Here is an 18,299-nt window from a genome sequence, read left to right as displayed (position 1 = left end):
TCCGCCGTGTCAAACCGCTGTAACCCGGTTCGAACTGCTTCACACCATATTGCGGGCACCACTGAATCAACCGGCTCGCGCCGCTCTCAACTGTGGATTCGACAAGCCGGCCGCCGCGGTTTCCCGCGTACTCGCCCGGTTCCCTGCCGGTCGTTAACCTTACCCGGTCGGTTTCGCCGCTCCAAATCCGCCTCGCGGCGGATCGGGGGCACCTCCCGGACCGGGATCTGGTGGGTACAACCCACCCGACCCCGAGGTCATTCCGTCCGGTCCGAGCCAGCGGCTCGACCCTTCCGGTCGAGGAAGACAGTACTCCCTCAGGTCGGCGCGCGTGCGAGGACCCCGACGAAGACGCCGTCATCTGCGCAGGAGGCGGGGCGCCAACCGGAGCTACCGCCTCGAACGTCCAGGTCTCGGCCCGTCTGAGGTAGCCCAACGGGCGTCCCTTCGGAGCCTGGCGCAGGGCGGCCCCGTCGGGTGCGGACTCCCGGTCGCGGGTGCCGGCCGAACGGCGTACCGCGTACCGCGTCCCCGGCGGCTCGGCCGCCGGGATCCGCCACGCGCTAGTGGCGGCCCCGCAGCGGTACGACGGCGCTGAGCAGGATCAGCAGGGTCGCCGCGGCGAAGGTGAGTCCGATGCCGACGCCGTCGACCAGCACCCCACCGGCGAGGGGTCCCGCGGCCAGGCTGATCTGCGAGGCGCTGACCAGGATGGCCATTCCGCCCTCGAGCCCGTCGGTGGCCGCCCGCGCCATCCGCCAGCCGACGAGGTGCCCGATCAGCGCGCCCAGCGGCAGGCTGATGACGGTCGCGGCCGAATACCCGCTGCTCGGATGGGCTGGTGCGGCAGACCGGCTGGTCTAGGCGGTGGTGCGATTGATGGAGCGGTCCGACACGTCAGGCGGTGGCACCGCGGGTCAGGGCCGGGAGCAGGCTGGCCAGCTCGCGCCACTGAGGCAGCGGCAGGTCTCCGCCGTCGTCCGGCTGGCTGCGCAGGACGTGGAGGGTGACGTGGTCGGCGCCGGCATCCAGGTGGGCCTGGACACGGCGGGCGACGTCGTCGAGGTCCCCCCAGGCGACCAGCGCGTCGATGAGCCGATCGCTGCCGCCGGGGACGAGGTCCTGCTCGCCGAAGCCCAGGCGGGTCAGGTTCGCGCGGTAGGCGGGGAACCCGATGAACATCCCGATGCCGTCACGCGCCGCCGCGCGGGCCCGGGCGGGATCGCGGTCCAGCACGACCGCCAGGTGCGGGGCGACGACCGGCGCGCTACCCACGCGGGCGCGTTGCCCGGCCGTGTACTCCGGAGTCACCAGGAACGGATGCCAGCCCGAGGTGCGGGCGACGGCGAGGTCGACCATCTTCGGCCCGAGCGCTCCGAGCATCCGGCGGTCGACCGCAACGGGGTGGGGGGCGGTGTCCAGGCCGTCGAGGAACCGGCCCATGGAGACCGTGGGGCTGCCGTAGTCCTGGCCGGCGTTGGCGGCGGAGTGGGCGTTGCTGATCCCCAGGCCCAGCAGGGCGCGGGGTCCGTAGCTGGTGTCGAACGCGATCATCCGGTCGCCGAGGGCGGCCGGGTCGTGGCCCCAGATCGACAGCACACCCAGGGCGACGGTGGCCCGTGGCGCCGAGGCCAACAGGTGGCCCAGGTCGTCAAGTGCCCCCTTCCCGTCGAGGCCGGGGATCCACAGAGCTCGATAGCCCAGTTCGTCGAGCTCGGCGGCGGCTTCCCGTACCTGCGGTCGGGAGGCCCCGCGCAGTTCCATGCTCCAGATCCCGACCGGGCCCAGGGCGTTGCGAATGGCGTCCACGTCGACCTCCTCCAACTTCAGTACCGCTCGGTACAGAAGAGAACCTAGCAGGATCGCAGGGCATTCCCCAATTTTGTACCGACCGGTTCCGCAGGGCCGGAGGGCGGCACGAGGGGTGGGACGGCGCTGGCCGGCGATGGGATCAGGCGCTCGGCGCGGCCGGTGTGCCTCCGGCCCCGCCCCGCCGGACGGCGGCTGCCCTCAGTCGGTGAGGCAGTTGTTGCTCGTCCGCCTGACCGTGTACTCGGTGTCGTCGTTGGTGATGCCGGACGGCGAACCGTCGAAGTGGGCCTCGACCTTGTCCCAGCCCCGACGCTGCTCGTAGTGCAGGTGCGGTGCGCCGGAGTTGCCGGTGCTGCCGACCCGACCGATCTGCTCCCCCTGCGCGACCTCCTGCCCGACCCGAACCAGCGGCGGTTCGAGCAGGTGCAGGTACTGCGTCTCCCACTTGCCGCCGTGGTCGATCTTCACCCAGTAACCGCCGCCGCGGCCACGCGGGCCGTCCGGGTCGTTCGGGGTGCGGCCGCCCAGGGACCCGTTGATGCCCGCCACGGTGACCGTGCCGCCGTACGACGCGAGCACCGACTGACCCCACGCCGGGCCCTCGAGGGGGAACAGGTCCACGTCGTAGTCGCCGTGGCCGGGGTAGGTGCCGAGCTGCCAGGTCTCGCCGCAGGCGACGGGGAGTTGGAAGAGCGGGCGCGGGCCCGGTGGCCGCAGCAGCGGTACGACGACCACGGCGAGGGCGAGGACCGTGACCACCGCGCCGATGGCGATGAGCGCCCGGGAGGTACGGCGGCGGGTGCGTGATCTGGTGCGGTGGCCGGTCGTCACGGGCCCGAGCATGGCAGAGGCCGGCAAGCGTCTCGCTGCCGGGCGATCGCCACGGGCACTCGTTGCGTTTTGCCCGCCAGGCCGAGGGTAGGGGCCAGGGGCCTGCACATCGAAGCTCCCCGAGAGGAATTCGTTTCCGTGGATTCCAGCAAGCCCGAGGAGTGCTGGCGGCACGGCAAGGCGGTCGGAGCGTGGGGCGCCGGTGCCGCTGTGCCGCGGGCAGGAGGGGGTGCAGACACCCCCGGCGTCATCGCGGGTGACTCCGGGATCACCGCCTTCACCGCGTTGCACCAACTGATGGCCGCACACTGGATCTGGGAACGGTTCCCGGCATCGGTCGCCTGACGCACCCACCTGCTGACGAGGGGCTGTCCTCCGCTGTACCGGGAGGGCAGCCCCTCGTCCGGCAAGCTCAGCCCGCGCCGGATGTGGGTGGTGGCGTCGAGGTGGGTCGGCCCGAGGCATCCGACCGGTTCGCCGCGTGGCGCTGGTAGTGCCGAGACACGCGGGCGCGGTTGCCACAGGACGGCTTGCACCACTCCTGGCGTGGATGTTCCTTGACGAAGTAGCGCACGCAGCGCGGCGCCGGGCAGGCGAGTAGTTGGGCACGGGCCGGGCTGGCCAGAAAGTCGATGGCGGCCCGGGCCAGCCCCGCGGTGAGCCGCAGTTGGGCATCGGCCGGCTCGCCGCGCCAGGCGACCGTCGGCGTCGACTCGTCCGGCCAGTTGAGCACGGGCCGGACCGGCAGCCGCCCGGCGGCCTGGTTGAGGTGATCGACGGCGTCCGGAACGGGAAGCAGCGCCGAGGAATCGGCCCGGCTCGGCGGCCCGGGGCGGACCGCCCGTGCGAGGAGGGTACGCACGGCACGCCTCAATGCGACCACGTCGAGCCGGAGTTGCTCGTCGGGCGTGCCGGGCTCGGCATCGTATCCCCGCAGCGGTTCGGCGTGCTCCCGGATCCAGGTTGCCAGTCCGGCGACGTCGGCGAGGTCGTCGACGACGCCGCCGTTGCCGTCGTGCCGGATGGTGCCGGCCAGGGCGAGCACGAGCTGCTGTGACATCAAGTCTCCTCTGGTACCTGCCTGTCTGGCCCGGCTCGACCGAGTTAGCGTCCCTAATGCCAAGGCCAGGGACAACCATTAGGGACAACTCCGTGCTCGTCATCGCACACCTCAGCGACACGCACCTCGACAGCCATCCCCGGTCGGCCGAGCGGACCGCCCGGGTGATGGACTACCTGCACGCCCTGCCGCGACCGGTCGACGCGATCCTGATCAGCGGGGACATCGCCGACCACGGCGAGGTGGCCGAGTACCGGATCGCCGCGAAGCTCTTCGCGTCCCCTCTGCCGGTCCTGGTCTGCCCCGGCAACCACGATGTCCGCGACGCGTACCGCAAGGGCCTGCTCGGTGACGAGGCCGGCGGGAGCGGCCCGATCAACACCCGGTACGACGTGGCCGGCGCGGTCTTCCTGCTCGCCGACTCGTCGGTTCCGGGCGAGGACGACGGCCACCTCGACGCGGAGACCATGGGCTGGCTCGCCGATCAGCTCGGCTCGGTGCCGGCCGGGACGCCGGTCTTCGTCTCCTTCCACCACCCGCCGGTCGCGCTGCACCACCCCGTCATCGACCCGATCCGGTTGCTTCCCGCCGAGCCGCTGGCCGAGCTGCTGGCCGCCCATCCGCAGGTCGTCGCGGTACTCACCGGGCACTTCCACACCGCCGCCGCGAGCACCTTCGCCGGTCGGCCCCTGCGGATCGCGCCCGGCGTCGTCTCCACGCTCCGGCTGCCCTGGGAGGGCGACGGTCCGCTGGTCGACCTGCGACAGCCGCCCGGGGTGGCGTTCCACGTCTACGACGACGCGGGGCTGCTGACCACCCACTACCGGGTGGTGGTCTGAGGATGCGGGGGATCTCCGTACTCGGCTTCCTGGTCGCCCTCGCGCCGATCACCATGACGCCGGGGGCCAGCCTGACCCTGGTCGTGTCGCGGGTCGCCGCTGGTGGGCGCCGGCAGGGTTGGTGGGTGATCCTGGGTACGGTCACCGGGATCTACGTGCACGCGACTCTCGCCGCCGTCGGGCTCGCCGCGCTGGTGCTGCGTTCGTCGCAGGCGTTCTGGATCGTGAAGCTGGCCGGCGCCGCCTATCTGGTCGGGCTCGGACTGTGGCTGCTGTGGTCGGCGACCCGTCGCCGGCACCCGACCGACCCGGCCACGCCGAGCGAGCCCGCCACGCCGAGCGACCCGGCCGCCCGCCGGCCTCGGCGGCTGCCGTGGCAGGGCCACCACCCGTACCTTCAGGGGTTGCTCGGCAATGTGCTCAATCCCAAGGCCGCCGCCGTCTATCTGACCCTCGCTCCGCAGTTCCTCCACTCGCACACTTCGGTGCTGATCCCGATGCTGGTGCTGGCCACGGCGCACGCCGCGCTGCACACCTGCTGGCTCGCCTGCTGGACCGCCATCTCGGGCGCGGCGGCCCGGCTGCTGCGTACCGTCCGGGTGCGTCGGGCACTCGACCGGCTGACCGGCGCGATCCTGGTCGGTCTCGGTATCCGCGCCGCGACGGGCTGATCCGCGAGCGGCCGGCCGAGTTCAGCTCACCTCCACTGATAACACTCTTGACAGACATACGTAACATCGACATGCTTCGTTGGGAGAGCGCTCTCCGGGTCCGTCGGCCGAGCCCTCACCACCTGAGGAGGCTGCCGTGTTCACAGCCCGCCCCGCCCTCCGTGCCCGAGCGATCGCCCTGGCGGTCGCCCTCATCGCCACCGCCGCGGCCCTCGTCCTCCCGGCGCACCCCGACCGGGCCGAGGCCGCCATCGGCCCGATCAGCTGGCAGGACGAGTTCAACGCCCCCGCCGGCGCACCCGTCGACCAGAGCAGGTGGCGGTTCGACATCGGCGGTGGCGGCTGGGGCAACAACGAACGGCAGTACTACACCAACAGCACCAGCAACGCGGTCCACGACGGCCAGGGCAACCTCGTCATCACCGCCCGCCGGGAGAACCCCGCCAACTACCAGTGCCACTACGGGCGCTGCGAGTACACCTCGGCGCGGCTGCTGACCGCCGCCACCTTCACCCAGGCGTACGGCCGGTTCGAGGCCCGCATCAGGATCCCTCGCGGTCAGGGCATCTGGCCGGCGTTCTGGATGCTCGGCACGGGCAGCGGCGGGTGGCCCACCGTCGGCGAGATCGACATCATGGAGAACATCGGCCGGGAACCCAACACCGTCTACGGCACGGTGCACGGACCCGGCTACTCCGGCGCCGGCGGCATCACCGGCAGCCGCACGCTCGCCAGCCCGCTCGCCGACGGCTTCCACACCTACCGGGTCGACTGGGAGCCGAACGTGATCACCTGGTACCTGGACGGGGTTCAGTACCACCGGGTCGACCCCGCCCGGCTCGGTGGCAACCGATGGGTGTTCGACCACCCCTTCTTCATGATCCTCAACGTGGCCGTCGGCGGTAACTGGCCCGGCTACCCGGACGCCTCCACCCAGTTCCCGCAGCAGATGCTCATCGACTACGTCCGGGTGTCCAGCTACACCTCGGGCGGCGGCGAGCCGGCCCCCGGCACCACCCGCATCCGGGGGGCACAGAGCGGCCGCTGCGTCGACATCCCCGGCGCCAACCCGGTCGACGGTGCCAAGCTGCAGATCTGGGACTGCAACACCACCGCCGCGCAGGCCTGGACCTTCGCCAGCGACGGGACCATCCGCGCCATGGGCAAGTGCATGGACCCGGCCTGGGCCGGCACCGCCAACGGGACCGAGGTCAACCTCGTCACCTGCAACGGCAATCCGGCCCAACGCTTCACGCTGAACGCCGCCGGTGACCTGGTCAACCTGAGCGCCAACCGGTGCGTGGACGTCCGGGACGCCAACCCCAACAACGGCGGGAAGCTGCAGTTGTGGGACTGCACCGGCGCCGCCAACCAGAAGTGGTCACGCGCCTAGGAATTCCCCTCCCCGCAGTGGACCGTCCGGTCACCGGATTTCGGGGCTGACACGTTCCGCCGACACCGATAGCGTCCATGCCGACGTGACCGTGGGCCCGTCACCGCCGGAGGAGACGCCGATGTTCGAGGAGTTCATGGGCGTCCCCGCCCACCCGCTCGTGCTCCACGCCGCCGTCGTGTTCGTGCCGCTGCTGGCCGCCCTGACGCTTGGCTACGCGTTCCTCTCCCCCGTCCGTCCCCACACCCGCTGGGTACTGGGGCTGCTCGCCCTCGGCACCCCGGTCGCCGCGCTGTTCGCCAAGCTCTCCGGCGACGCCTTCCTCAACCGCCTCAAGACCGCCAACCGGGTCAGCCCCGAGTACGTGCCGAAGCTGGAGGCCCATCAGCAGTTGGGCAACCTCACGCTCTACGCCACGATCGGGCTGGCGGTCGTGGCGCTGGCCCTGGTCTGGTTCGTCCCGCCACGAGCCGCCGTGGCGGACGCCGCCGGTGGTGGCGGATCCGGCCGGGCGCTGACCGTGTCGTTGCAGGTCCTATCGCTGGTTGCCGCCGGCCTCGGGGTCTACTACGTGATCCGCACCGGCGACTCCGGCGCGAAGGCGGTCTGGACGGGTCTCTGACCCCGCCTCGGCGGGGCTGCGGTTTGCTGAAGAATGAAACCCATGACCTCCACCGACGTTCCTGGCGCGATCCGCGCCTTCATCGACGCGACCAACCACGGTGACCCGGAGGCCTTCGCCGCCGCTTTCACCCAGGACGCCTACCTCAACGACTGGGGCCGCGAGTTCCACGGGCGCGACGGCGTGCGCGACTGGGACCGTACCGACAACATCGGCGTGCAGACGCACTTCACGCTTCTGGCGATCGAGCCCGGCCCGGACCCCGACAGCTACGTCGCCACCCTGAAGGTGAGCGGCAACGGCTACAACGGCACCGGCCCGATGACCTTCCAGCTACGCGACGGTCTGATCGCGAGCCTGCGCATCAGCGGCTGACGCCTCCGGCGCCCCCGCTGTACTCGTCCACGTACTCGTCCACCAGTTCCAGCAGGGCCCTCGTGGCCGCGCCGATCGCGCGCTGCGACGCCGTCGCGACGTGCAACGACCACTCCAGCGACTGGTCGGTGACGGGCAGCGCCCTGCAGAGCGGGCTGCGCGGCACCGCCCGGGTCGGCAGGATCGCCACCCCCAGGCCGTGACTGACGAAGTTCCCCGCCACCGTCACGTCGGTCGCCTCCAGGGCGATGGTCCGCTCCAGGCCGGCGGCACTGAATGCCCGGTCGTTGGCGGTGCGGGTCGCGTAGCCCAGCGGGTAGTCGATGAAGCTCTCGCCGGCCACCTCGGCCAGGGTGACGGAGTCCCGCCGGGCCAGCGGATGATCGGCGGGTACCACCAGGACCTGCGGCAGCCGGACCAGCTCACGGGTCCGCAGGCGCGGGAAGGGGTGCCCGCTGACCCCGAGGAAGGCGACATCCAACTCGCCCTCGACGAGTGAGCGCGCCAGCCCGGCCGACCCGTCCCAGGTGGCCGCCCGCAGGCGCAGGTTCACCTGTGGGTGCTCCGCGTGGAAGCGGCCCAGCAGGCGGGCGAAGTCGATCCCACCCACGCCGCTGAGGGAGCCGACCACCAGCGTCCCGCGCAGTTCCCTGCCCACCTCGTGCACCGCGTCCCGGGCCGCCCGCGCCGCGTCCAGCGTCGCCCGGGCCCGGGGCAGCAGCGCCTCTCCGGCATCGGTGAGCACGACCCGCTGCGCGCTGCGCTCGAAGAGCACCGCCCCCAGCTCACGCTCCAGCGCGGAGATCGCCGCCGACACGGCCGACTGCACGACGTGCAGCCGGGCCGCCGCCCGGGTGAAGCTGCGCTCCCCCGCGACGGCGACGAAGTACTCCAGGTGCCTCAGTTCCACCGCCACACGATGCCACGGTGGGATGACCGGCTGTCCGGGGCTCGGCCGAGAGACCCGCCGGGCTCAGATGGCCCCGCCGTTGGCGTACAGCACCTGGCCGTTGATCCACCGCGCCGGTCCCGCGAGGAAGGCGACGATCTCGGCGATGTCGCCCGGCGTACCGAGGCGCTCCATCGGCGGTTCGGCCGCGATCCGGGCCACGAGCTGCTCGTCCTTGCCCTCGAAGAACAGGGCAGTCGCGATCGGGCCGGGCGCCACCGCGTTCACCGTGACGTCGCGTCCGCGCAGCTCACGCGCCAGGATCAGGGTGATCGCCTCCACGCCGCTCTTGGTCGCGGCGTAGGCGGCGTATCCCGGCCGGGCGAACCGGGTGATCGAGCTGGAGAGGTTGACGATCGCACCGCCGGCGCGCACCCGGCGGGCGGCCTGCTGGTCGACCACGAAGGCCCCCCGCAGGTTGACCCGCAGGACCCGGTCCAGCGCCGCGAGGTCGAGGTCGGCGATCGGGGACACCGGCATGACGCCGGCCGCGTTCACCACGACGTCCACCCCACCGAACTCGCGCTCGGCGGTGTCGAACAGCTCCGCGACGGCGTTCTCGTCGGCCACGTCGGCTCGGACCGCGATGGCCCTGCCGCCCGCGCCGGTCACCTCCGCGACCGCGGAGTCCGCCTCGGCCGTGTTACCCGCGTAGTTCACGACGACCGCGTACCCGTCCGCCGCGAGCCGCTTGACGATCTCCCGGCCGATCCCCCGGGAACCACCGGTGACGATCGCCACACGCTGCGAATTGGTCATGACAATCTGCTCCTCGCTCGGGCTGTCGGTCGGTCGGAGTCCAGCCTCGCGCACGGCCCGGACCACCACCAACGAATCATCGAGATGATCAACATCAGCCTCGCTGATGGTGGCGGGGACGGCGGTAAGCCGCCCGGCGGACGGCCGTGCCGTTCCTCCCCGAACGGGCACGGATCGCCGAGTTGTGTCACCATCCACTGTCGGTAGCTGAGGTCGGCGCCGGGCTGGGCCTGCCGACGCTGTCGGAGCCGCCGTCGAGGGAGATGTTCGAGGCGATACTCGTCGGGCTTCGCCCGCCGCGAGCGGGCGGGTGACATGCGCAGGCGCCTGTCCGGTGGGACCTGAAGGGGGAGAAAGGCAGTGCCGGCAACACCGCCCCAGCCACGGCGTACCGTGCCGATCATCGTGCTGGACCGGATCGTGTCCATCGCCCGGGCCGTACGGCGGGCGCTCCCCGGTCGGGGTCGAGGCTCGTGGGCCACCTGGGTGGCCCTGGTCGCCGCACTCGGGGTACTGGTCGCGACGGCCGTCTCCGTGATCGGGGTGCTGCGCACGCCGGAGGCGCCGGCACCGCTGACGCTCAACACGCCGCCACCCGTCGACGAGGTGGGCACCCCGCCGGTCGGCACCTCGCGGGGGCAGGCACAACCGGCCGCCACCGCCCCGACGACGTCCGCGCCCCCACCAGCCGCCACCACCACCGCGGCCGCACCAACCGTCGGATCGTCGAGCGGCGTGCCGTCTCCGACCGCCCCGACAATCGCACCCACGCCGGCAGCCCTGCGCGCCGACTTCGCCGTCGCGGAGAGGGCTCTGTTCAGCTACCGCGCCGCCGTGACGATCAGCAACGCCGGGCAGGTGCCGGTGCCGCTGTGGAAGCTGGTCATCACCCTGCCGAGGGAGTCGCTGAGCGTCGAGTCGGTCGACGGCGCGCAGGCGAGCCGGGACGGTGCGGTGTGGACGTTCGTGCCGGACGGGAGCACCGGGCAGGTGCCCGGCAGCGGTTCGGTCCAGGTGACGTTCCGGGTCAACGGCACCGCGGTCGGCTCGGCCCCCACCGGCTGCAGCATCGACGGCGCCGCGTGCACCGGCCTGGACGACTGACCGGGCACGTCACCTCTCCGCTCGTTCCGGCGTTTGCAGGTCTCGGCCTGCCCCGGCGCGCCGCACGAGGCTCGGTCAGCGGGTGGACGTCGTGCCCGCCGCGCCGAGGCGTGCCCGGACGGCGACGCCGGCACACAGGACGACGGCCAGGCCGCCCACGATGGTGGTCCAGGTGAGCCGCTCGCCGAGCAGCAGACCGGCCCAGCAGATCGACAGGACGGGCTGGACGAGCTGGACCTGGCTGACGTGGGCCATGGGGCCGATGGCCAGGCCGCGGTACCAGGCGAAGAAGCCCAGGAACATGCTGACGACACCCAGGTAGGCGAAGGCCGCCCACTGCACGGGCGTCCCGGATGGGGGCTGCCGCAGCGCCGACAGGACGGTCAGGAACGCCATCAGCGGAGAGCAGAGCACCAGCGCCCACGACACCGTCTGCCAGGCGCCGAGCTCGCGCGCGAGCAGCCCACCTTCCGCGTACCCGATGGCGGCGGCCACGACGGCGCCGAGCAGGAGCAGGTCCGACCGGCGCAGATGCCCCAGGCCGCCCCACTGGGCCGAGGCGAAGCCCGTCGCCGCCACCGCTCCGACGCCCGCGACGACCCAGAACATCGCCGGGGGCCGCTCGTGGGTGCGCAGCACTGCCATCGCCGCCGTCGCGGCCGGCAGCAAGGCGATGACAACGGCACCATGACTCGCGGGGGCGGTGGTGAGCGCGTACGAGGTGAGCAGGGGGAAGCCGACCACGACCCCACCACCGACCACCGCGAGGCGTGCCCACTGCCGCCCGCCGGGCAGCCGCTGGCGGGCGATGGCAAGGGCGCCGGTGGCGAGGGCGGCCGCGACGAACGCACGGGCCGAGCCGATGAACAGCGGCGACAGACCGCCCACGGCCACCCGGGTGAACGGCAGGGTGAAGGAGAACGCCGCTACTCCGAGCAGCCCCCAGAGGAGGCCGGCGGTGCGCGAGGGCGGTATCACCGAGGCGCGAGGGAGAGTAGCGCTACTATGCCTTGTCATGAATGACGGTAGCAGTTTCCGCATCGCGACGGCGCTGCGGGACTGGGTCGCGACCGCACCGCCCGGCACCCGGCTGCCGTCCACCCGAGCCCTGGTCGCACAACATCAGGCAAGCCCGGTGACGGTGCAGAAGGCGCTGCGCGAGCTGGCGGCCAGGGGCCTCATCGAGAGTCGGCCCGGCGTGGGGACCTTCGTCCGGGCCGCGCGCACGGCCCGCACCGTGGACTACGGGTGGCAGACCGCCGCCCTACGCGCACCGCAGTCCCGGATCCAGATGGTCCCCACGGCTCTGCGCAGCGTTCCGAACGACGTCATCGCCCTGCACGCGGGCTACCCCGATCGCGAGCTCCTGCCCGAGCGGCTGGTCCGGTCGGCCCTGACCCGGGCGGCACGAGGCGACACCGCCCTGTCGCGTCCGCCCGTGGCCGGGCTCCCCGAGCTGCAGTCCTGGTTCGCCCACGAACTCGGCGCCTCGAGCCCGGTCGGCGTCGCCCCGCCCACACCCGGCGACGTCGTCGTCCTGCCCGGCAGCCAGAGTGGGCTGAGTTCCATCTTTCGCGCCCTCGTGACCGGTGGCCGGCCGCTGCTCATGGAGTCCCCGACGTACTGGGGCGCCATCGCCGCGGCCGCGCAGGCCGGCGTCCGCGTCATTCCCGTGCCCACCGGTCCCGATGGCCCGGACCCGGCCGACCTCGACCGCGCCTTCGCCGAGACCGGCGCCCGGCTCTTCTACGCCCAACCCACCTACGCCAACCCGACCGGGGCGCAGTGGTCGACCGAGCGCGCCGAACAGGTCCTGGGTGTCGTCCGAGCGCACGGCGCCTTCCTCGTCGAGGACGACTGGGCCCGCGACTTCGGCATCGGCACCACCCCCCGACCGATCGCCGCCCACGACGACGCCGGTCACGTCCTCTACCTGCGGTCGCTCACCAAGAGCGTCTCGCCGTCGCTGCGCATCGCCGCGGTCATCGCCCGCGGACCGGCCCGCGAGCGCATCCTGGCCGACCGCGGCGCCGAATCGCTGTACGTCAGCGGCCTGCTGCAGGCCGCGGCACTCGACGTCGTCACCCAACCCGCCTGGCAGACCCACCTGCGCGGGGTACGCGAGCAGCTCCGCACCCGCCGCGACCTGCTCGTGACCTGCCTGCGGCACCACGCCCCGCAGGCCCACATCGAGGCGGTGCCCGCCGGCGGGCTGAACCTGTGGCTGCGCCTCCCTGACGGGACCGACCTGCAACAGCTGACCCGGGACTGCGAGCGCGCCGGCGTGCTCGTCGCCCCGGGCACCGACTGGTTCCCTGCCGAGGCCACCGGCGCCTTCCTGCGTCTCAACTACGCCGGACCCAACCCCTCGGCCTACGCGGAAGGTGCTCGCGTCCTGGGGGAGGCTCTGGACCGGTCGACCCCGTAGACGCGGTGGGTCATTGCAGCCGTCGGGCGGTGAACCTGGTCGGCGGCTCCGCGATCGCGTCCTGGGCCGCGATCAGCTGGATCTCCCGGGTGCCGGCCGCGAGGGTCGCCTCGAGGACGGTGAAGACGGAGGCGATGGTGCGTTCCAGTGCCGTCGCGGGCGATCCCGTGGTGCACAGGTGCGCGAGGTACAGCGCCGCCGTGACGTCGCCGCCACCGTTCGGGTTGATGGGCAGTAGCGGCGTGGTCACCGCCCAGGCGCCCTCGTCCGAGACGGCCACCACCTCCAGTGACCCCTCCGGCACGTCGCCGTGGATCACGCTGGTGACCAGGACGTGCCGCGGTCCGGTCGCGCGCACCACGTCGACCGCCTCCAGCACCTCGCTCAGCGAGCTCGTCGTACGGCCGGCGAGGAAGTCCAGCTCGAAGTGGTTCGGGGTGATGATGTCCGCGCGTGGGACCACGACGTCCCGCAGGTACTCCGGGATTCCCGGCCGGACGAACATCCCACGGCCGATGTCGCCCATCACCGGGTCACAGCAGTACACCGCTTCCGGGTTGGCCGCCTTGACCTTGTCCACCGCGTCGAGGATCACCGCGCCCATCGCCGGGTCACCCTGGTAACCGGACAGCACCGCGTCGGCGGTTCCGAGGACTCCGCGGTCCGCGATGCCCGCGACCACGTCGGCCACGTCGGTCGGCGCCAGCAACGGGCCGCGCCACGCGCCGTACCCGGTGTGGTTGGAGAAGTGGACCGTCAGTACCGGCCAGACCTCGTGCCCGAGCCGCTGGAGGGGGAAGACGGCCGCGGAGTTGCCGACGTGGCCGTAGGCGACCGAAGACTGGATGGACAGGATCTTCACCGCACCATCATGGCGGTTGCCGTCGGCGCCACACGTACCGGCCGCCGTTTCTCCTCGAGTGGCCCACCCGCCCGCGGGGTCGGCCGCCGGCGGCGTAACCATGCTCACCAGCCGATCGGCTGGTGAGCGTGGTTGGATGTTCCGGTGCAGTTCACCGTGACAGACGCGCCGAGCCGGGACCGGTTCGAGGCGCGCGACGAGACGGGCGCGCTCGCCGGGGTGGTCACCTACCAGCTGACCGGCGGCGTCATCGCCTACACCCACACCGAGATCGATCCGGAGTTCGAGGGCAAGGGCGTCGGATCGACGCTGGCTCGCGCGGTGATGGACGACGCGCGGGCCAGGGGCCGGACAGTGGTGCCGATCTGCCCGTTCCTCGCCGGGTGGCTGGGCAAGCACCCGGAGTACGAGGACATCGTCGCCCAGTCCCGCAAGATCAAATAGTCGGCACGGGCGCTCAGACCCTGGCGGTACGCACCGCACCGGCCCGGTGCAGGGCGAAGCCGGTGGCCACACCCGCGGCGACGACCGCGGTGAGCAGGACGAGCGTCACGACCGGAGGCAGGTCGAGCAGCGTCACCGCGACCACGGCCGGCACCCCCGACCCGGGCCAGATCACCGCCACGCGCACCCGCCTGGACAGCGCCGCCTGCATGACGGCGGCGCTGAGGAGGTAGCCGGCCAGGCCCGCCGCGAGGATCCCGCGCGTACCGGCCGAGACGTGGTCGTCCCCGGCGTGCGCGATCGCGTGCTCCAATCCGACCGCCGTGGCGGCCAGCGAGATCGCGAGCGGTAGGTGGAGGTAGAGGTAGACGTCGTGGACGTCGTGCCGGGTGGCCGCACCGCCCTCCTCGACCAGGCGCCGCTTCGCCGCACGTCCGGCGCCACCACGGCCACCGAGGCCAGCCAGATCAGCGCGCCCGCCCCGTGGGAGAGCAGGTACGGCCGGATGGTGGCGCGGGAGTCGGCCACGTGCCGCCAGGCGCGCAGATAGCCGACGATCAGCACCAACCGGACCAGCGCGTACGCCGGGGCGAACCACCGCCCGGTCTGCTCGTCGATGCCGTCCACCGAGGCCGCCATCCGCACCACCCCGGCCATGGCGGTCAGGCTCCAGCCGGGTGGCGCGGTCAGCAGCGGGAGTGATCCAGGTCACTTCGGATGAACTTTCACCCTCCGGTCACGTCCGGATCACCCGGATACCCCTCGCGTTCATCCAGGGAGAATGATGCGTTCAGTTCGCAAGATATCGGCGCTGGCACTGCTGGTGCTGGGCGTCTCGGCGGTGGCTCCGGGCGGTCTACCGGCCTCCGCGCAGCCCCGGGTCGCGAAGCCGACGACCGGACCCGCGGTCGCGTCCAAGCCCCGGACGGTCACTCTGCTCACCGGCGACACCGTCCACGTCAGCACCGTGAACGGCCACACGGCCGTCGACGTCGTGCCGGGCAAGGGCCGGGAGAAGATCCCGTTCCTCACCAACAGCGCCGGTGAGGACGTGCAGGTCATCCCCGCTGACGCCGTCGGCCTGCTCAACCGGGGCAAGCTCGACGAGCGGCTCTTCGACATCTCGACGCTTGTCGACTTCGGCTACGACGACACCCGTGCCACCCTGCCGCTCATCGTGCAGCACAGCAGCGCCGCGCCCGCCGACCTGACCGGTGCCCGGACCACCCGGAAGCTCTCCGGGGCGAGCGCCGTCGCGGAGAACCGCGCGGACGCCGTGGCCTTCTGGAACAACCTCACCTCCGCGTCGAACGGCACCGAGCGGCGACTGCGGGCCGGGTTCGACAAGATCTGGCTCGACGGGCTGCGTCAGCCCACCCTCGACGTCAGCGTGCCGCTGACCGGCGCGCCCAAGGCCTGGGAGGCCGGCTGGACGGGAACGGGGGTGAAGGTCGGCGTGGTCGACACCGGCATCGACCAGACACACCCCGACCTGGCCGGTCACGTCGCCGCCGCGGAGAACTTCACCGCCGAGCCGGACGCCCTCGACCGGGTCGGCCACGGCACCCACGTCGCCTCCACCATCGCCGGCAGCGGGGCCGCGTCGGAGGGCCGGTACAAGGGCATGGCGCCCGGCGTCACCCTCTACAGCGCCAAGGTCTGCATGGAGGAGGGCTGCCCGGAGTCGGCGATCCTCGCCGGCATGACCTGGGCGGCGGAGCAGGGCACCAAGGTCATCAACATGAGCCTGGGTGGCCCGGACAGCCCGGGGACCGACCCGCTCGAGGCGGCCCTGACCGACCTCACCCACCGTTACGGCGTGCTCTTCGTCGTCTCCGCGGGCAACGAGGGCCAGGCCGGCGAGTCCACGATCAGCTCGCCCGGCAGCGTGGACGAGGCGCTGACCGTGGGCGCCGTGTCCAAGACGGGCGAGCTGGCCGAGTTCTCCAGCCGCGGCCCGCGCGTGGGCGACGCCGGCATCAAGCCGGACATCACCGGTCCCGGCGTCGGCATCCTCGCCGCCCGCAGTTCGACCTCCGGCCTGTGGCCGAGCGACGAGAACCCGCAGTACACCAGCCTCAACGGCACCTCGATGGCGGCTCCGCACGTGGCCGGCGCGGCGGCGATCCTGGCCCAGCAGCACCCGGACTGGACGCCTGAGCGGATCAAGTCCACCCTGATGGCGGCCGCGCAGCCGAGCGCCACCATCGGTGTCTACGAGCAGGGCGCCGGCTTCCTCAACGTCGCCCGGGCGATCGAGCAGAATGTCACGGCGAGCCCGGTCAGTGTCGCCTTCGAGCGGACCGCCGCCGCACAGCAGCGCACGATCACGTACGCGAACAGCGGCTCCTCCGCCCTCACCCTGGCGGTCTCGCTCGACGCCAAGGACGCCGACGGCGCCCCGGCGCCGGCCGGCCTGTTCAGCCTCAGCGCCTCCTCGGTGACGGTCCCGGCCGGCGGCACGGCCAGCGTGACCGTGAACGTGCAGGCCGACACCGGCCTGCCGGACCGCTACTTCGGCGGTGAGGTGACGGCCACCGGCGGCGGAGCGCAGGTGCAGACCCCGGTCGCCCTCGACATCGCCCGCAGCGCGCTGACCCTCAAGCTGATCGGGCCGGACGGCGGCGCGCCCACGGCCGAGCAGGGCTGGGTGACCGTCCTGACCGACCTGGACCGGCAGACCGTCCTGGTGCTCGGTGACCCCCGCACCAGCACGTACCGGGTCCGCGCGGGCCGCTACCTGCTCCAGACCTACCTGGTGACCGGCGACCCGTACCTGCCGAACATCACCTCGATGGTGCGGCCGAGCCTCGACCTGACCCGGGACCAGGCGCTCACCGTGGACACCCGTACGGCGAAGCCGATCGCGGTGTCGGTGCCGAACGCGAAGGCCACCGCGGTCCACGAGGAGTTCGGCTGGACGATCCGGACCGAGCAGCCGCAGGTCTGGGGCAGCAACGACCCGTTCGGCGTGGTGATGGGCCTCCCGTTGGACCACGCGCGGACCGCGCAGATCGGGGCTGGCACGACGCCTGGCTTCGTTTCCTACGTCAACGGGATCTGGGGCCAGGTGAGCGAGGAGGGCACCCTGTACAACAGCCCGTACGTCTACCGGGTCTACCTGTACGAGCCGGAGAAGATGATGACCGGGCTGACCCGCAAGCTGGGCGCGGGTGACTTCGCCACGGTCCGCTCCCAGGTCGGCGCGGACGTGGCCGGCGTGCCGGTGTCGCGGATGGCGGTCGCGCACGCGCCCGGCAACTCGCCGATCTACCGCGACGAGCGCAACGGCCCGCCGAGCTTCTCCTACGACGCGCCCGCCACCATCACCGAGTACTACAACCAGGACAAGAAGGCGGTGTGGCAGTCGACCTCGTACCAGCTCAGGTACACGTACTACGAGTCGGAGTGGACCAGCTTCAAGCCCGGGCGCACGTACGACGTGAAGTGGGCCAACGGGGTGGCCGGGCCGGTCTTCCCGGAGCCCAACTTCGGCCAGCAGTTCGCCACCCGCTACTTCGGCGACGTGATCGGGGGGCCGGGGCCGCTGCACGGCGACGGCACCGGGCACATGGGCTTCCGGCATGTTCGGGGCGGAAGCGTGCAGGTGAACCTCTACCGCAACGGGGTCAAGATCGGCGACGAAGCGAGCCAGACGCCGTCGGTGTGGCAGGTGCCCGCGGAGACGGGTGACTACCGGCTGGCCGCGACCTTCCACAGCGACCCCGAGTTCACCCTCTCGACGCTGGTCGACGCGGAGTGGACCTTCAAGTCCGGCCACGTGGCCGACGGTGAACTGGTGAAGCTGCCGCTGACGGCGATCCGCTACACCCCGGAGCTCGACATCGACAAGCGGGCGCCGGCCGGTCAGCTGTTCGCGATCCCGGTCTCGCTCGACCGTCAGGTCGGGGCGGCGCCGGGCAAGACCAGGAGCCTGACCGTCGAGGCGTCCTTCGACGACGGCAAGACCTGGCAGCAGCTGACCGTGCGACGGTCCGGCGAGAAGGCGGTGGCCTGGGTGCACAACCCGACCGGCACCGGCTTCGTCTCGCTGCGCGCCGCCGCGGCGGACACCAGCGGTAACACGGTCAAGCAGACCATCATCCGCGCCTACCGGTACTGACGGTGGGTCCCGGACGCGGCGCCCACC

General features: G+C 72.2%; 20 protein-coding genes and 1 pseudogene. 11 read left to right on the top strand and 10 right to left on the bottom strand.

Annotated elements, in window-relative coordinates; all coding sequences use genetic code 11:
- Window positions 1–563 precede the first annotated feature (563 nt).
- The 3 genes from ACFOW4_RS29595 to ACFOW4_RS29585 all read right to left on the bottom strand — a co-directional run bounded on the left by ACFOW4_RS29595 (window position 564) and on the right by ACFOW4_RS29585 (window position 2,655).
- Window positions 564–755 carry a hypothetical protein gene (locus ACFOW4_RS29595; RefSeq protein WP_377533574.1) on the bottom strand — a complete coding sequence of 64 codons (192 nt, stop codon included), beginning with the start codon at window positions 753–755 and terminating at the stop codon, window positions 564–566.
- Window positions 756–897: 142 nt separating this feature from the next.
- Window positions 898–1,809 (bottom strand): TIGR03620 family F420-dependent LLM class oxidoreductase, encoded by a 912-nt coding sequence (locus tag ACFOW4_RS29590; protein ID WP_377533573.1) that lies wholly within the window; start codon window positions 1,807–1,809, stop codon window positions 898–900.
- Between the two features lie 201 nt (window positions 1,810–2,010).
- The gene (locus ACFOW4_RS29585; RefSeq protein WP_377533572.1) at window positions 2,011–2,655 is read right to left on the bottom strand and encodes a M23 family metallopeptidase; all 645 of its coding nucleotides are present in this window, start codon (window positions 2,653–2,655) and stop codon (window positions 2,011–2,013) included.
- Window positions 2,656–2,781: 126 nt separating this feature from the next.
- Here ACFOW4_RS29585 and ACFOW4_RS29580 point away from each other — a divergent pair, with 126 nt between their 5' ends.
- Window positions 2,782–2,988: a hypothetical protein gene (locus tag ACFOW4_RS29580; RefSeq protein ID WP_377533571.1), complete on the top strand. Its 207-nt coding sequence runs from the start codon at window positions 2,782–2,784 to the stop codon at window positions 2,986–2,988.
- A gap of 67 nt (window positions 2,989–3,055) precedes the next feature.
- Here the strand turns inward: ACFOW4_RS29580 and ACFOW4_RS29575 are convergent, their stop codons facing one another.
- The gene (locus ACFOW4_RS29575) at window positions 3,056–3,703 is read right to left on the bottom strand and encodes a CGNR zinc finger domain-containing protein (protein WP_377533570.1); all 648 of its coding nucleotides are present in this window, start codon (window positions 3,701–3,703) and stop codon (window positions 3,056–3,058) included.
- A gap of 92 nt (window positions 3,704–3,795) precedes the next feature.
- On the opposite strand from ACFOW4_RS29575, the gene ACFOW4_RS29570 reads away from it, so the two are divergent.
- The 5 genes from ACFOW4_RS29570 (at window position 3,796) to ACFOW4_RS29550 (ending at window position 7,603) form a co-directional block, all read left to right on the top strand.
- Window positions 3,796–4,542, top strand: coding sequence for a metallophosphoesterase (locus ACFOW4_RS29570; protein ID WP_377533569.1), 747 nt, complete (start codon window positions 3,796–3,798; stop codon window positions 4,540–4,542).
- Between the two features lie 2 nt (window positions 4,543–4,544).
- Window positions 4,545–5,213 carry a LysE family translocator gene (locus ACFOW4_RS29565; protein ID WP_377533568.1) on the top strand — a complete coding sequence of 223 codons (669 nt, stop codon included), beginning with the start codon at window positions 4,545–4,547 and terminating at the stop codon, window positions 5,211–5,213.
- A gap of 136 nt (window positions 5,214–5,349) precedes the next feature.
- The gene (locus ACFOW4_RS29560) at window positions 5,350–6,606 is read left to right on the top strand and encodes a ricin-type beta-trefoil lectin domain protein (RefSeq protein WP_377533567.1); all 1,257 of its coding nucleotides are present in this window, start codon (window positions 5,350–5,352) and stop codon (window positions 6,604–6,606) included.
- 85 nt (window positions 6,607–6,691) lie between these two features.
- The gene (locus ACFOW4_RS29555) at window positions 6,692–7,228 is read left to right on the top strand and encodes a DUF2231 domain-containing protein (protein WP_377533566.1); all 537 of its coding nucleotides are present in this window, start codon (window positions 6,692–6,694) and stop codon (window positions 7,226–7,228) included.
- 42 nt (window positions 7,229–7,270) lie between these two features.
- Window positions 7,271–7,603: a nuclear transport factor 2 family protein gene (locus tag ACFOW4_RS29550; protein WP_377533565.1), complete on the top strand. Its 333-nt coding sequence runs from the start codon at window positions 7,271–7,273 to the stop codon at window positions 7,601–7,603.
- On the opposite strand, the gene ACFOW4_RS29545 is transcribed toward ACFOW4_RS29550, so the two are convergent.
- A complete protein-coding gene (locus ACFOW4_RS29545) occupies window positions 7,593–8,513 on the bottom strand; it encodes a LysR family transcriptional regulator (protein ID WP_377533564.1) in 921 nt (306 codons plus the stop codon). The two genes, ACFOW4_RS29550 and ACFOW4_RS29545, sit on opposite strands and share 11 nt — an antisense overlap.
- A 63-nt stretch (window positions 8,514–8,576) precedes the next feature.
- On the bottom strand, window positions 8,577–9,311 hold the full coding sequence (locus tag ACFOW4_RS29540) for an SDR family oxidoreductase (RefSeq protein WP_377533563.1): 735 nt from the start codon (window positions 9,309–9,311) through the stop codon (window positions 8,577–8,579).
- 360 nt (window positions 9,312–9,671) lie between these two features.
- On the opposite strand from ACFOW4_RS29540, the gene ACFOW4_RS29535 reads away from it, so the two are divergent.
- Window positions 9,672–10,415 (top strand): cellulose binding domain-containing protein, encoded by a 744-nt coding sequence (locus ACFOW4_RS29535; RefSeq protein ID WP_377533562.1) that lies wholly within the window; start codon window positions 9,672–9,674, stop codon window positions 10,413–10,415.
- Between the two features lie 75 nt (window positions 10,416–10,490).
- Here ACFOW4_RS29535 and ACFOW4_RS29530 read toward each other — a convergent pair whose 3' ends face one another.
- Complete coding sequence (locus ACFOW4_RS29530; RefSeq protein WP_377533561.1) at window positions 10,491–11,393, bottom strand: DMT family transporter; 903 nt, start codon at window positions 11,391–11,393, stop codon at window positions 10,491–10,493.
- Window positions 11,394–11,430: 37 nt separating this feature from the next.
- On the opposite strand from ACFOW4_RS29530, the gene ACFOW4_RS29525 reads away from it, so the two are divergent.
- A complete protein-coding gene (locus tag ACFOW4_RS29525) occupies window positions 11,431–12,843 on the top strand; it encodes a PLP-dependent aminotransferase family protein (RefSeq protein WP_377533560.1) in 1,413 nt (470 codons plus the stop codon).
- Between the two features lie 10 nt (window positions 12,844–12,853).
- Here the strand turns inward: ACFOW4_RS29525 and pdxY are convergent, their stop codons facing one another.
- Entirely contained in the window at window positions 12,854–13,705 is an 852-nt protein-coding gene (gene pdxY / locus ACFOW4_RS29520; RefSeq protein WP_377533559.1) for a pyridoxal kinase PdxY, read from the bottom strand.
- 144 nt (window positions 13,706–13,849) lie between these two features.
- Here pdxY and ACFOW4_RS29515 point away from each other — a divergent pair, with 144 nt between their 5' ends.
- Entirely contained in the window at window positions 13,850–14,149 is a 300-nt protein-coding gene (locus tag ACFOW4_RS29515) for a GNAT family N-acetyltransferase (RefSeq protein WP_377533558.1), read from the top strand.
- Window positions 14,150–14,162: 13 nt separating this feature from the next.
- Here ACFOW4_RS29515 and ACFOW4_RS29510 read toward each other — a convergent pair whose 3' ends face one another.
- Complete coding sequence (locus ACFOW4_RS29510) at window positions 14,163–14,483, bottom strand: hypothetical protein (protein ID WP_377533592.1); 321 nt, start codon at window positions 14,481–14,483, stop codon at window positions 14,163–14,165.
- 18 nt (window positions 14,484–14,501) lie between these two features.
- Between ACFOW4_RS29510 and ACFOW4_RS29505 the strand changes: the two genes are divergently transcribed.
- On the top strand, window positions 14,502–14,699 hold the full coding sequence (locus ACFOW4_RS29505) for a hypothetical protein (protein ID WP_377533594.1): 198 nt from the start codon (window positions 14,502–14,504) through the stop codon (window positions 14,697–14,699).
- On the opposite strand, the pseudogene ACFOW4_RS29500 reads toward ACFOW4_RS29505, so the two are convergent.
- Window positions 14,645–14,788, bottom strand: a pseudogene (locus ACFOW4_RS29500) (low temperature requirement protein A); the annotation flags it as partial. The gene ACFOW4_RS29505 and the pseudogene ACFOW4_RS29500 sit on opposite strands and share 55 nt — an antisense overlap.
- Before the next feature lie 145 nt (window positions 14,789–14,933).
- Here ACFOW4_RS29500 and ACFOW4_RS29495 point away from each other — a divergent pair.
- Entirely contained in the window at window positions 14,934–18,272 is a 3,339-nt protein-coding gene (locus ACFOW4_RS29495; protein ID WP_377533557.1) for a S8 family serine peptidase, read from the top strand.
- Window positions 18,273–18,299: the final 27 nt, after the last annotated feature.

The sequence above is a fragment of the Micromonospora sp. GCM10011542 genome (assembly GCF_042650685.1).
Taxonomy (GTDB): Bacteria; Actinomycetota; Actinomycetes; order Mycobacteriales; family Micromonosporaceae; genus Micromonospora.
The sequence above is the reverse complement of the archived record's forward strand: the minus strand, read 5'-3'. Positions and strand labels throughout refer to the sequence as shown.